Genomic DNA, 13,293 nt, shown 5'->3' with positions numbered 1-13,293 from the left:
GAGGTCGCCGCACCCAGGGGCTATGGCCCAAGTGGCACATGGATGTGCCACGGCCCTTCGTAAAGACAGGATGTCGTCCCGAAGGGTGGGCCATAGCCCCTGGGTGCGGCGGCCCCCCAAGGCGCCAGCGCTTCCAGACACCCACGATCCCCCACTCACTACCCACCGGCACCACGCAGAAAAACGGGCCGCGCGAGCGGCCCGTCTTCATGGCGGCGTTGTCCGCTGATTACTTCAGCTTGGCATCCGCGCGCAGCGCCTCGGCCCTGTCGGTCTTCTCCCACGAGAACGCCGTGGCGGCCTGCTTCTTGCCGGCCGCGTCGATGTAGGTGACCTGCTGCGGCTTGCGGCCGAAGTGGCCGTACGCCGCGGTGGCCTGGTACACCGGGTGGATCAGGTCGAGCATCTTGACGATGCCGTACGGGCGCAGGTCGAAGTGCTTGCGGATCAGCTTCTCGATCTGCTCGTCGCTGATCCTGCCGGTGCCGAAGGTGGTGACCGAGATCGAGGTCGGCTCGGCCACGCCGATGGCGTAGGAGACCTGCACCTCGCAGCGGTCGGCCAGGCCGGCGGCGACGATGTTCTTGGCCACGTAGCGCGCGGCGTAGGCGGCCGAACGGTCGACCTTGGACGGATCCTTGCCCGAGAACGCGCCGCCGCCATGGCGGGCCATGCCGCCGTAGCTGTCGACGATGATCTTGCGGCCGGTCAGGCCGCAATCGCCCACCGGGCCGCCGATCACGAAGATCCCGGTCGGGTTGATATGGACCTTCTTCTTCGGCAGCGACTCGAGCCACTTCTTCGGCAGCACCGGCTTGAGGATGTGCTCGTACACGCCCTCGACCAGGTCCTTCTGCTTGATGCCCGGGTCGTGCTGGGTCGACAGGACCACCGCGTCCAGGCCGAGCACGTTGTGCTCGTTGTCGTAGCGCAGGGTGACCTGCGACTTGGCGTCCGGGCGCAGCCACGGCAGCGGCGAGTTCTTCTTCTTGCGGACCTTGGCCTGCTGCTCGACCAGGCGGTGCGAGTAGTAGATCGGCGCCGGCATGAACTCCGGCGCCTCGTTGCAGGCGTAGCCGAACATCAGGCCCTGGTCGCCGGCGCCCTGTTCCTCGGGCTTCTTGCGGTCCACGCCGGCGGCGATGTCCGGCGACTGCTTGCCGAGCATGTTGATGATCGCGCAGGTGTGGCCGTCGAAGCCGACGTCGGAGTTGTCGTAGCCGATCTCGTTGATCACCTTGCGCGCCAGCGACTCGATGTCGACCCACGCGGTGGTGGTGACCTCGCCGGCGACGATCGCCGCGCCGGTCTTGACCAGCGTCTCGCAGGCCACGCGGGCCCGCTTGTCCTGGGCCAGGATGGCGTCCAGCACGGCATCGGAGATCTGGTCGGCGATCTTGTCCGGGTGGCCTTCGGAGACCGACTCGGAGGTGAAGAGATAGCTGGACATTCGGCTATATCCCTGTATTCGGATGAAAAGATGGGTGCGCATGATACACGGCCGCGCGGTGGGGTGCATGGTCGCAGGGGGCGGGTTGGTCCGCTGTTAAGGCGGCCGCGCGCTGTCACGCCACGGTCGCGGGACGGCAATGGCGCTGACGCCGGAAACGGCCACCCTTCCGGCCGGAGCGTGATCCGGAGACCCGTATGCGCCGTGTCCGATGCAATCCCGACGCCATGGGTATCCACGCCTTCGGCGCCGCCCGTCCCGTCGCCTCGCGGACGCCGTCGCCGACGCGGTTGCGCCCGGCCCCCGTGGTACGCAGCCTGCGGCTGCCGGTGCCGGCGGCCGCGGCCGCAGCGTTCACCGAACCGGAAAGGCCCGCGCGATGAGGCCGGCCGCGACGATGCTCCCGCCCCGGCATCGCGCGGTCTTCATTTCCGACGTCCACCTCGGCTCGCGCCACTGCCATGCCGCCGAGCTGGCCGACTTCCTGGCCCAGCTGCGCTGCGGCCAGCTCTACCTGGTGGGCGACATCGTCGATTTCTGGTGGATGGCCCAGCGCCGCGCCGCCTGGGGCGCCGGGCAGCACCGGTTGATCGAAGCGCTGCATGCGCTGGCCGCCGCCGGCACCGAGCTGGTCTACGTGCCCGGCAACCACGACCGGCCGGTGCGGCGCTACTGCGGCCTGGTTCTGCCGGCGATGCAGGTGCGCCGACGCGCGATCCACGAGACCGCGGACGGTCGCCGGCTGCTGGTGGTGCACGGCGACGACTACGACGCGGTGACGCACTTCGGCGGCCTCCAGGAGCGCTTCGGCGACTGGCTCTACTACCGGATCCTCACCGGCAACCGGCTGACGAACGCGGCACGGCGACGGCTCGGCCTGCGCTACTGGTCGCTGGCCGACTGGATCAAGCGCCGCAGCAGCGTCGCCGAGCGCTACATCGCCCGCTTCGTGCAGGCAGGCCTAGACGATGCACGCCGTCGCGGGCTCGATGGCATCGTCTGCGGGCATATCCACCGGGCCGGCCTGTTCGAGCGCGACGGCCTGGTCTATGCCAACGACGGCGACTGGGTGGAAAGCCTGACCGCGCTGGTCGAGGAATCCGACGGCGGGCTGCGCCTGCTGACCCACGGCGGCGAAGTGCTGGCGACCCTGGCGCCGCGCGAGCCATGGCGGTTGCCGATCGGCCGGGTGGCCTGAACCCGCGCGCGCCGCCGCCCGGGATCCCGGCCGCCGCTCCGGCCGCCGCTGCTAGCATTCGCCCATGGATTCCCTGACCCAGATTCTGCTCGGCGGTGCCATCGCCGCCGCCGTCGCCCCCGCCCGCCACCGCCGTGCCGCCCTGCTCGCAGGCGCCGCGCTGGGTACCCTGCCGGACCTGGATTCGCTGCCGATCATGCTCTTCAGCGACGATCCGGTGACGCTGATGACCGTGCACCGCAGCTTCAGCCACTCGCTGTTCGTGCTGCCGCTGGTGGGGTGGCTGGTGTGGTGGCTGTTCCTGCGCTTCGGCCAGGGGCGGGTGGCCGAAGCGCCGCGCCGCTGGTTCTGGGCGATCCAGCTGGCGCTGGCGACCCATCCGCTGCTGGACGCGTTCACCGTGTACGGCACGCAGCTGTGGTGGCCGCTGCCGGTCGCGCCGACGATGTGGTCGAGCGTGTTCATCATCGATCCGGGCTACACGCTGTGGTTGCTGCTTGCGTGCGTGGTGGCCTGGTTCGCGCGCGAACGCGTCCTCGCCCAGCGTGCACTGGTGTTCGGCCTGGCGCTGAGCAGCGCGTACCTGGGCTGGTCGCTGATCGCCAAGGGCATGGTCGAGCGCGAGGCCCAGCGCAGCCTGGCGGCGCTCGGCCTGGGCGATGCGCCGCGGTTCTCGGTGCCGATGCCGTTCAACACCTTGTTGTGGCGCGTGGTGGCGATGACGCCCGACGGATTCGTCGAAGGCGAACGTTCGCTGTGGGCCGATCGCGGGCCGATGGAGTTCCGCGGCTACGCCTCCAACACCCAGGCGCTGGCCGAGGCACGGGACCTGCCGGCCGTCCGCCGGCTGGCCTGGTTCAACCGCGGCTTCATGAAGGCCCGCGAGCGCGATGGCCGGCTCGAACTGAGCGACCTGCGGATGGGAGCCGAACCGGACTACTCGTTCGTCTTCGTGGTCGCACGGCGCGACGCCGGCGCCTGGCAACCGGTCGCGCCCGAGCAGCTACGCCCGCCGTGGGAGGCCCGGCGCCGGCTGGGCACGATGTGGCACCGCATCTGGAACAGCCCGACCGTCGCCGTCGTGCCCGGTCCGCACGCCCGGGCCGACGACTGACGCAGGCGCACTCAGCCTTCGCGCTGCCTGGCCTTTGCGGCCTCGGTGCGTGCGGCCAGCGCGGCCTGTTCGGCGACGCGAGCGCGCCGGACCTCGACGGCGGCGGCGACTTCGCCCTTCAGCAGGTACTTGTAACCATCGGCGCCGAGCGCGCCCTTGAGCTCGCGCTCCACCCGGTCGAAGACGATGCGGTACTCGGGATAGGGGGTGCGGGCGCCGGCGACCATGCGGATATGGCGCTCGCTCACGCCGGTCTCGCGCGACAGGTCGGCGATGGTGGCGTCGTTGGCGAAGGCGGAAGGAGCGGCGGCCAGCGCGGCCGCGACAACGGCGATGCGTGCGAACAACATGACTGCCTCCTGCGGGCGGTGGCCCATCGGGTGGCCGTGGGGTCGCCACGGGCCGGCGGTTTCCCGGCTCCGGCAGCGTCGCGCTACCGGCGCAACCCGCCCAGTGCCGAAGTGCAGGGTGACCCGAGTCACGTTTATTCGAAGGACGGTTACATGAAGCAACCGTACGCACGCGCAACTATGCGGCCGCGTGCAGCGCGGCCGGCACGCCGGCCTCGAGTGCGTCGAAATACGCGGCCGTGAGCGCCAGTTGCTCCTGCGCTGTCTGCGCGCGATTGACCACGGCGCGGAAAGCGGCGTTCTCGGCGCGATCCTTGGCGTACCAGCCCAGGTGCTTGCGCGCGATCCGCACGCCCTGCTCCTCGCCGTAGAAGCCGTGCAGCGCCTGCAGGTGCGCGAGCAGGATGTCGCGCACCTGGCCGACGCCGGGGGGCGGCAGCAGCTGCCCCGTCGCCAGGTAATGCGCGACCTCGCCGAAGATCCACGGTCGCCCCTGCGCGGCCCGGCCGATCATCACCGCGTCGGCACCGGTGTCCCGCAGGACCTGCGCGGCGCGCTGCGGAGAATCGATGTCGCCGTTGGCGATCACAGGCATCGATACATCGGCCTTGATCCGCGCGATGGTCGCGTACTCGGCCTGGCCGGTGTAATGCTGGTCGCGCGTACGGCCGTGCACCGTCAGTGCCAGGATGCCCGCTTCCTGCGCGATGCGCGCGATCGCCGGCGCGTTGCGGTGGTCGGCATCCCAGCCGGTGCGGATCTTCAACGTCACCGGCACGTCGACCGCACCGACGACCGCTTCGAGGATGCGGCCCACCAGTGCCTCGTCGCGCATCAGCGCCGAGCCGGCCCAGGCGTTGCAGACCTTCTTCGCCGGGCATCCCATGTTGATGTCGACGATCTGCGCGCCATGGTCGACGTTGTAGCGCGCCGCCTCGGCCAGCAGTTTTGGCTCGGTGCCTGCGATCTGCACGCTGACCGGATCCGGTTCGCCGACATGGTCCATGCGCCGCAGCGACTTGGGCGTGTTCCAGAAGCGCGGATCGCTGATCGTCATCTCCGACACCGCCAGCCCGGCCCCCATCCGCTTGCACAGCAACCGGAACGGCTTGTCGGTGACCCCGGCCATGGGCGCCAGGACCACGCGCGGTTCGATGCGGTAGGGACCGATCTGCATGGCGGCCGCGGTCCGGTCAGGCGCCGAAGCGCGCGGCGACCTCGTCATGCCGGGGCATCGCCGCGGCCGCGCCCGGATGCTCGGTCGACAGGGCAGCGAACCGGTTCGCGTAGCGCACGTGCACCGAGAAGGGCTCCGCCGGCGCGCGGGCCAGCGCGGTCGCCAGGGCGCCATTGAAGGCGTCGCCGGCGCCGGTGGTGTCGATCGCGGACACGCTTTCGGCGCCGATCCGGTAGTAGGGCTGGGCATCGCCGCGCAGCTGTTCCTCGGCGTGCGAGACGAACACGCCGACCGAGCCCAGCGTGATCACCACCGTGCCGTGCGGCAGCAGCTTGCGGCTCAGGCCATGGAGGGTGGCGCCGTCCAGCGTGGCCACCGCCTCGGGGTCGACGCGTTCGCCGACATGCCGTGCCAGCAGGGCGGCGAACTCGGTCTCGTTCGGGGTGAGCACGTCGGCGAGGCGCAGCAGGCCGATGCCGCTGGCCGCATTGGCCGGCGCCGGGTTGAGCACGGTGGTCACGCCCGCCTGGCGGGCCATCGCCAGTGCGGCCTCGACCGTCTCCACCGGCGATTCCAGCTGGGCCAGCAGGACCCTTGCGCCTTCCAGCAGCGCGGGATCACCGGTGATGTGTTCGGCGCCCAGCGTGCCGTTGGCGCCGGCGCCGACCACGATGCTGTTGCGGCCGCGGGCATCGACATAGATGCCCGCCGTTCCGGTCGGCTGGTCGCTGGCCTCGACGCGCAGGTCGATGCCGTCGGCCCGTGCGAGCTGGCGCGCCAGCGCGCCGCCGGCATCGTCGCCGAGCGCGCAGACGAAGGCGGTGGCGGCACCGGCGCGCGCCGCCGCCACGGCCTGGTTGAAGCCCTTGCCGCCCGGCCCGGTGCTGTACTGGCCGGCGATGGTCGCGCCCATCGCCGGCAGCTCGGCGCAGCGCCAGACATGGTCGACGTTGAAGGAGCCGACGACGATGACCGAATTCATGGGACCTCGAGCGATGGGAATCAGAACGGGAAACGGAAATGGCGGGCCGGGTGGGCCCGCCGGAGGGCGCGGTGCGGCGACGGCTCAGCTGAAGTGGGTCAGCACGCCTGCGATCGTCGCGGTCATGAACGTGGCCACCGATCCGCCCAGCACCGCGCGCAGCCCGAAGCGGGCCAGGTCCTGGCGCCGTTCCGGGGCCAGGCCGCCGATGCCGCCGATCTGGATCGCGATGGAGCTGAAGTTGGCGAACCCGCACAGCGCGTAGGTCGCGATCAGGGTGGCTTCCGGGCCCAGCGCCACGCCCGGTACCTGGCCGTTGATGATGCTCGACAGCTGGCTGTAGGCGATGAACTCGTTGAGCACGATCTTCTGCCCGATCAGCGCGCCGACCGTGGTCGCGTCCGCCCACGGCGTGCCGATCACCCAGGCGATCGGCGCCAGCAGGTAGCCGAGGATCGTCGACAGGCTGGTCGGCTGGCCGAGCGCGGCGGCCAACCCGGTGACCTCGCCGAACCACTTGAGCGGCGCGTCGACCAAGGCGATCAGGGCGATGAAGGCCAGCAGCATCGCGCCGATGTTCAGGGCCAGGCGCAGGCCGTCGCCGGCACCGGCGGCGGCGGCGTCGATCACGTTGGCGGTGGTCTTCTCGACCTCCATCTTCACCGTGCCGCGGGTCAGCGGCTCGCCGGTCTCCGGCACCAGGATCTTGGCGATCACCAGGGTGGCCGGCGCGGCCATGATGCTGGCCGCGAGCAGGTGCTTGGCGAAGAACGCCTGCTGCTCCGGGTCGCCGCCGCCGAGCATGCCGACGTAGGCGGCCAGCACGCCGCCGGCGATGTGGGCCATGCCGCCGATCATCATGGTTAGCAGCTCGGACTGGGTCATCTTGGCGATATACGGGCGCACGGTCAGCGGCGCCTCGGTCTGGCCGATGAACACGCTGGCGCAGACGCTGGTGGTCTCGGCACCGGACACGCGCATCACCTTGGTGATCGCCCAGGCCATGCCGCGCACGATCGCCTGCATCACCCCCAGGTGGTAGAGCACGCCCATCAGCGCCGAGAAGAAGATGATCGTCGGCAGCACCTGGAAGGCGAAGATGAAGCCGTTCTTCTCCAGGTCCATCAGGCTGCCGAAGATGAAGTTCGAGCCTTCGGCGACGAAGCCCAGGATGCGGACGAAGCCGTGGCTGAGCCAGTCGAAGACCTCGCGCCCGCCCGGCACCAGCAGTACGACCGCCGCGAAGGCGATCTGCAGGACCAGCCCGGTGGCGACCAGCTTCCAGTCCACCGCGCGGCGGTTGTTCGAGAACAGCCAGACGATGCCGATGAGCACGGCCAACCCGAACAGGCCGAAACCGATCCGACCCAGTGCCTCGAACATTGAATTCCCTGCGGATGTTAAATAATTGCGAAAGCCTAGCAGGTCGGAAGCGACGACGCCCGGCGCCGCGGTCGCCTGAACCGGATTCAGAATCCGGTTCGGTCGATGACGGGCGATCGTGCGGCCAGTCCCCGGTCCTCGTGGCCGGGGACCGGCCGGGCCGGCGCTTACACTGGCTCCCTTCCTTCCGGAGATCCGCCCATGCAATACCGCCGCCTCGGCGCCTCGGGCCTGCAGCTGTCGGCCCTGTCCTTCGGCGCCTGGATGACGTTCGGCCGCCAGATCGGGCGTGGCCAGGCGCGGGAGCTCATTGCCGCCGCCTGGGACCACGGGATCAACTTCTTCGACAATGCCGAGGCCTATGCCAATGGCGAGGCTGAACGCGTGATGGGCGACGTGATCGCCGACCTGCGCCTGCCGCGCGACGGTTTCTGCGTGTCCAGCAAGGTGTTCTTCGGCGCGGTGGAGGATCCACGCCCCACCCAGCGCGGCCTGTCGCGCAAGCACGTGGTCGAGGCCTGCCATGCCGCGCTCCGGCGCCTGCGGGTCGAGCACCTGGACCTCTATTACTGCCATCGCCCCGATCCGGACACGCCGGTGGAAGAGACCGTCGCGGCGATGGACCTGCTCGTCCGCCAAGGCAAGGTCCTGTACTGGGGCACGTCGGAATGGCCGGAAGCGCTGATCCGCGAGGCCGCCCGGTTCGCACGCGCCAACCAGCTGGCCGGCCCGAGCATGGAGCAGCCGCAGTACAACCTGCTGCACCGCGAACGGGTCGAGCTCGAGTACGCCTCTCTCTACTCCGAACTCGGGCTGGGCACGACCACCTGGTCGCCGCTGGCATCGGGCCTGCTCACCGGGAAGTACGCCAGCGGCATCGAACGGGAAGGCCGGCTGGCCCAGGCCGACGCTGGATGGCTGCAGCGGCTGGTCGTCGGGCACAGCGAGGAACGCCGGCTGGATCGCGCGCAGCGCTTCGTGGAGGTCGCCGCCGAACTCGGCGAACGGCCGGCGCCGCTGGCGATCGCCTGGTGCCTGCGCAATCCGCACGTGAGCAGCGTGATCCTGGGCGCGAGCACCACGGCGCAGCTGCTGGAGAACCTCCGCGCGCTGGAGCTGGCAGGCAAGTACGACGAACCGGTCTGGCGACGGCTGGAGGTCGCTGCGGCGGTGTGAACGCAGGCCGCCGCAGCGGACGGGCGTGTCGGCTGCGGCGCCGACCAGCGCTCGCGGGAGGGCACGCGCCCGCTGTCGTGCCGCTTGACACATGAATGCGAATAATTATCATTAACCGTGTTCCACGTCCCTTACCGCTGGAGCCCGCCATGAACGTGCATCGCCTGACCCTGTCGCATGTCGAACCCGCCCGCGCCCCCGCGCCGGCGCTCTACCCCAATGAGGTCGTGCTGGGCAGCGAAGAGTTGCTCAACGGCCGCCGCGAAATCCTGATCCGCCATGGCGACAAGCTCTACCGCCTGCGCCACACCAGCAACGACAAACTGATCCTGACCAAGTAGCGCAGACGGCTTCCGGCCGCGCGCGCCGCGGGATTGGACGCACCTGCCAGCGCCGCCAGCCCGGATCGCGCACGGGCACGCCCGCGACCGACGTCGCGGGCGGAGACCTGCCGCAGCGACGATGTCGCAGCCGCTGCCTCCTGCATTCGCGCGCTGGCGGAACCGCGTTTTCCGGACCTGCAACGTGCCTATACTGGTCTCCGGACTTGGGAGAGGCCGCGCGCGGCCGGGAGCAGGGGGATGATGTCATCGGGTTTTCTGGCGATGGTGCTGCTGGTCGCCGGCGTGATCGTGCTGTTCAAGACGGTGCGCATGGTGCCGCAGGGCTACGAATGGACCGTCGAGCGCTTCGGCAAGTACACCCATACCCTCGATCCGGGCCTGCACTTCCTGATCCCGATCATCTACGGCGTCGGCCGCAAGGTGAACATGATGGAGCAGGTGCTGGACGTGCCCAGCCAGGAGGTCATCACCAAGGACAACGCGGTGGTCCGCGTGGACGGGGTGGTGTTCTTCCAGGTACTGGACGCGGCCAAGGCTGCCTACGAGGTGGCCACCCTGGAAGTGGCGATGATCGCCCTGGTGCAGACCAACATCCGCACCGTGATCGGTTCGATGGACCTGGACGAGTCGCTGTCCAACCGCGAGCGGATCAACGCCCAGCTGCTCAACGTGGTCGACCACGCGACCAACCCCTGGGGCATCAAGGTCACCCGGATCGAGATCCGCGACATCCAGCCGCCGCGCGACCTGGTCGACTCGATGGCCCGGCAGATGAAGGCCGAGCGCGATCGCCGCGCGGTGATCCTGGAGGCCGAGGGCCACCGCTCCTCGGAGATCCTGCGCGCCGAGGGCGACAAGCAGGCCGCGATCCTGCAGGCCGAGGGCCAGAAGGAGGCCGCATTCCGCGAAGCCGAGGCGCGCGAGCGCCTGGCCGAGGCCGAAGCCAAGGCGACGCAGATGGTGTCCGAGGCGATCGCCAACGGCGACGTCCAGGCCATCAACTACTTCGTCGCCCAGAAGTACGTGGAGGCGTTCAAGGAGCTGGCCACCGCGCCGAACCAGAAGTTCGTGCTGATGCCGATGGAGGCCAGCGGCGTGATCGGTTCGATCGCCGGCATCGCCGAGCTGGCGCGCGAGGCGCTGTCCGACCAGCAGCGCAAGGCGGGGGCCCCGCGCCAGCCGCCGCCGAAGCTGGGAGCCTGAGCCATGCGCGTCGACGTGGTGGGATGGGCGGCGCTGGCGCTGCTGCTGCTCGCGGCCGAGACCCTGGCGCCCGGCGCCTTCATGCTGTGGATGGGCTTCGCCGCGGTTGCGGTTTTCGTGGCCGTTCTGCTGGTGCCGGGCATCCCGGTGCTGGCGCAGGTGGCCGCGTTCGTGGTGCTCAGCTTCGTCTCGATCCAGGTCTACCGGAAGTGGTTCCGCAAGGCCGCACGCGCGAGCGACCAGCCCCTCCTCAACCGCCGGGCCGAACAGGCCATCGGCCTGGTCGCGCCACTGGAACAGGCCATCGTCGGCGGGCGCGGGCGGATCAAGCTGGGCGACGCGTTCTGGGTGGTGGAAGGCCCGGAGCTGCCCGCCGGCACCGCGGTGCGCGTGGTCGCGGTCAACGGCATGGTGCTGAAGGTCCAGGAAGCCTGATCCCGGAACGTCGGCCGGGATCCAGCCGGCCGCGCCCGGCATTTGGTTCCGGGTGAAAGGACTCTGGGATAATGGCGGTCTTTCCTCCGGTGCGAGACCGCCATGACCCGCAAGACCGTCCTCAACGATACCCACCGCGCGCTCGGCGCCAAGATGGTCGACTTCGGCGGCTGGGACATGCCGATCCACTACGGGTCGCAGCTCGACGAGCACCACCTGGTCCGGCGCGCGGCCGGCATGTTCGACGTCAGCCACATGACCGTGGTCGACCTGCGCGGCCCCCGCGTGCGCGAGTTCCTGCGGCACCTGCTGGCCAACTCGGTCGACAAGCTCAAGGTCCCGGGCAAGGCGCTGTACTCGTGCATGCTGGACGAGCGCGGCGGCGTGATCGACGACCTGATCACTTATTACATGGACGAGGCGTTCTTCCGCCTGGTGGTCAACGCCGCCACCCGCGACAAGGACCTGGCCTGGATCGGCCGCCAGGCCCAGGCGTTCGGCGTGGAGGTCATCGAGCGCCCCGATTTCGCAATGGTCGCCGTGCAGGGCCCGCAGGCGCGCGAGAGCGTGATCGGCCTGTTGCGCGAATCAGACCGCGCCGCCGCCGCCAAGCTCGGCCGCTTCGCCGCGCACGAAGCGCAGTCGGCCGCCGGCGTGCCGCTGTTCCTGGCGCGCACCGGATACACCGGCGAGGATGGATTCGAGATCGTGCTGCCCGAGGGCGACGCCGTCGCCTTCTGGAACGCGTTGCTGGAGGCGGGCGTGAAGCCGGCCGGCCTGGGCGCGCGCGACACCCTGCGCCTGGAGGCGGGCATGAACCTCTATGGCCAGGACATGGACGAGGGCACCACGCCCTGGGAGGCCGCGCTCGCGTGGACGGTGGCGCTCGACGATGCCGCGCCCGGCCAGCCGCGCGACTTCATCGGCCGTTCTGTCCTGGAGGCGCAGAAGGCGGCTGGCGCCCCGCGGCAGATGATCGGCCTGGCGATGGACGAGAAGGGCGTGCTGCGCCACGGGCAGAAGGTGCTCACCGCGCAGGGCGAGGGCGAGATCCTCTCCGGCACCTTCTCGCCCACGCTCGGCAAGGCGATCGCGTTCGCGCGCGTTCCGGCCGGCGACCCGGGCCAGGTGCGCGTGGACATCCGCGGCCGCGAGGTGCCGGTGCGCGTGGTGAAGTTCCCGTTCGTGCGCGAAGGCCAGGCGCAACCGGGCGTGCTCGGCTGACGGGCAGGCGGTGAGGTGCGCCGCCGCCGTTGTTCCTGCCCGGCGGAGTCCTCCGCTAAACTAGCCGCCCCATCCAGACCCATCGCGTGACCGGAGCAGCCCCATGAGCGAGATCCCCGGCGACCTCAAGTTCCTCAAGTCCCACGAGTGGGCGCGCGTCGAAGGCAACGGCCGCGTCACCGTCGGTATTTCCGACCACGCCCAGAGCCTGCTCGGCGACCTGGTCTACGTCGAGCTGCCCAACGTCGGCGACAGCGTCGAAGCCGGCAACGCGGTGGCCGTGGTCGAGTCGGTCAAGGCCGCCTCGGACGTCTACAGCCCGCTCAGTGGCAAGGTGGTCGAGGTCAACTCGGCCCTGGCCGACAAGCCGGAGACGATCAACGAGGACGCCTACGGCGAAGGCTGGCTGTTCGTGCTCGAGTCCAGCGACGCCGACCAGCTGGCCGAGCTGCTCTCCCCCGACGACTACGCCGAGCTGATCGAGGGCGAGGACGACTGAGCGTCGGCCGCCACCCTTCGTCCGGAGACGCCCGCCCAGTGCGGGCGTTTTCTTTTCCAGGATCGCGCCGGTCGTGGTGGGGGTGGTGGAAGCCCGGGTGCGGGCGATGGACATCGTGGTTCGTCGCGCCGGATGCCCGACCCGGGATGGAGCACGAAGCGCACCGTTGTTCGCGACCGCGATGTTCGCTCCGGCAGGTGTGCAGGCGACGCGAAACCCGTCGTTCGGGTTCGCGCAGTTCTGCGCAAATCGGCTTGTGCGGCGCGAAAGCGGACCGCTTCCGGCGATTTTTTTTTGCCTCCGCGAAAGCCGCCCGGAGCGCCCCGTTGGCGCCGGCGTCGACCACCAGCGCGACACGCCCGTTGCGACGCCGTCCCGATCGCATCGAAGAAAAGCGCTTGTTTTCCGCATCCGTTTGAAATGCATCCCGGACCGCGGCGGCGGCGGGCGCGACGCGCCGCCGCCACAGCCGCGCGCGGCGGGGCGAAGGACGGGCGGCGCGGGCGGAAGATTTTTTCGTGCGGGTGTTGACAGTGAAAAAAAGCGTGATTAGGTTTCGCCCCAGCAGACGCTGCCTGCCGAAGCGAGTGAGTCGAATCAACACCACAACGCGAAGCACAACTCGGGCATCCGCCAGGAACCTTCAGACGGTGGAGCAGGCCCGCTTCCCTCAAAGAAAAGCAGCGAACCCCCGATCTACCGCCCGCGCCGCCGCACCGCGCGGGATTTCCCGTATCCGTATCGACGTGCGTATCGCG

General features: G+C 69.9%; 14 protein-coding genes. 9 read left to right on the top strand and 5 right to left on the bottom strand.

Annotated elements, in window-relative coordinates; all coding sequences use genetic code 11:
• Nucleotides 1-229: 229 nt before the first annotated feature.
• Nucleotides 230-1,450, bottom strand: a complete 1,221-nt coding sequence (gene metK, locus ABKA19_RS14520) for a methionine adenosyltransferase (protein WP_353689507.1) — start codon at nt 1,448-1,450, stop codon at nt 230-232.
• A gap of 397 nt (nt 1,451-1,847) precedes the next feature.
• On the opposite strand from metK, the gene ABKA19_RS14515 reads away from it, so the two are divergent.
• Nucleotides 1,848-2,648, top strand: coding sequence for a UDP-2,3-diacylglucosamine diphosphatase (locus ABKA19_RS14515; RefSeq protein WP_502945807.1), 801 nt, complete (start codon nt 1,848-1,850; stop codon nt 2,646-2,648).
• 64 nt (nt 2,649-2,712) lie between these two features.
• Nucleotides 2,713-3,762: a metal-dependent hydrolase gene (locus ABKA19_RS14510; RefSeq protein ID WP_162377697.1), complete on the top strand. Its 1,050-nt coding sequence runs from the start codon at nt 2,713-2,715 to the stop codon at nt 3,760-3,762.
• Between the two features lie 11 nt (nt 3,763-3,773).
• Here ABKA19_RS14510 and ABKA19_RS14505 read toward each other — a convergent pair whose 3' ends face one another.
• The 4 genes from ABKA19_RS14505 to ABKA19_RS14490 all read right to left on the bottom strand — a co-directional run bounded on the left by ABKA19_RS14505 (nt 3,774) and on the right by ABKA19_RS14490 (nt 7,654).
• Nucleotides 3,774-4,112, bottom strand: a complete 339-nt coding sequence (locus ABKA19_RS14505) for a hypothetical protein (protein WP_353689505.1) — start codon at nt 4,110-4,112, stop codon at nt 3,774-3,776.
• A 178-nt stretch (nt 4,113-4,290) separates the two neighbouring features.
• Nucleotides 4,291-5,289: a tRNA dihydrouridine synthase DusB gene (gene dusB, locus ABKA19_RS14500; protein ID WP_353689504.1), complete on the bottom strand. Its 999-nt coding sequence runs from the start codon at nt 5,287-5,289 to the stop codon at nt 4,291-4,293.
• Between the two features lie 16 nt (nt 5,290-5,305).
• Nucleotides 5,306-6,271 carry a ribokinase gene (locus ABKA19_RS14495; RefSeq protein WP_353689503.1) on the bottom strand — a complete coding sequence of 322 codons (966 nt, stop codon included), beginning with the start codon at nt 6,269-6,271 and terminating at the stop codon, nt 5,306-5,308.
• Nucleotides 6,272-6,355: 84 nt separating this feature from the next.
• Nucleotides 6,356-7,654, bottom strand: a complete 1,299-nt coding sequence (locus tag ABKA19_RS14490; protein WP_162377701.1) for a NupC/NupG family nucleoside CNT transporter — start codon at nt 7,652-7,654, stop codon at nt 6,356-6,358.
• Between the two features lie 201 nt (nt 7,655-7,855).
• Between ABKA19_RS14490 and ABKA19_RS14485 the strand changes: the two genes are divergently transcribed.
• The 7 genes from ABKA19_RS14485 (at nt 7,856) to ABKA19_RS14455 (ending at nt 13,088) form a co-directional block, all read left to right on the top strand.
• Complete coding sequence (locus tag ABKA19_RS14485; RefSeq protein ID WP_353689502.1) at nt 7,856-8,830, top strand: aldo/keto reductase; 975 nt, start codon at nt 7,856-7,858, stop codon at nt 8,828-8,830.
• A gap of 149 nt (nt 8,831-8,979) precedes the next feature.
• Nucleotides 8,980-9,171, top strand: a complete 192-nt coding sequence (hemP, locus tag ABKA19_RS14480; RefSeq protein WP_353689501.1) for a hemin uptake protein HemP — start codon at nt 8,980-8,982, stop codon at nt 9,169-9,171.
• A gap of 240 nt (nt 9,172-9,411) precedes the next feature.
• Nucleotides 9,412-10,377 (top strand): SPFH domain-containing protein, encoded by a 966-nt coding sequence (locus ABKA19_RS14475; protein WP_353689500.1) that lies wholly within the window; start codon nt 9,412-9,414, stop codon nt 10,375-10,377.
• Nucleotides 10,378-10,380: 3 nt separating this feature from the next.
• Nucleotides 10,381-10,812 carry an NfeD family protein gene (locus ABKA19_RS14470; protein WP_353689499.1) on the top strand — a complete coding sequence of 144 codons (432 nt, stop codon included), beginning with the start codon at nt 10,381-10,383 and terminating at the stop codon, nt 10,810-10,812.
• A 102-nt stretch (nt 10,813-10,914) separates the two neighbouring features.
• Nucleotides 10,915-12,036 carry a glycine cleavage system aminomethyltransferase GcvT gene (gcvT, locus tag ABKA19_RS14465; RefSeq protein WP_353689498.1) on the top strand — a complete coding sequence of 374 codons (1,122 nt, stop codon included), beginning with the start codon at nt 10,915-10,917 and terminating at the stop codon, nt 12,034-12,036.
• A gap of 103 nt (nt 12,037-12,139) precedes the next feature.
• Complete coding sequence (gene gcvH / locus ABKA19_RS14460; protein ID WP_353689497.1) at nt 12,140-12,535, top strand: glycine cleavage system protein GcvH; 396 nt, start codon at nt 12,140-12,142, stop codon at nt 12,533-12,535.
• A gap of 106 nt (nt 12,536-12,641) precedes the next feature.
• The gene (locus tag ABKA19_RS14455) at nt 12,642-13,088 is read left to right on the top strand and encodes a hypothetical protein (RefSeq protein WP_353689496.1); all 447 of its coding nucleotides are present in this window, start codon (nt 12,642-12,644) and stop codon (nt 13,086-13,088) included.
• Nucleotides 13,089-13,293 lie beyond the last annotated feature (205 nt).

The organism is Pseudoxanthomonas sp. Soil82, from assembly GCF_040446535.1.
Taxonomy (GTDB): Bacteria; Pseudomonadota; Gammaproteobacteria; order Xanthomonadales; family Xanthomonadaceae; genus Pseudoxanthomonas; species Pseudoxanthomonas kaohsiungensis.
The sequence above is the reverse complement of the archived record's forward strand: the minus strand, read 5'-3'. Positions and strand labels throughout refer to the sequence as shown.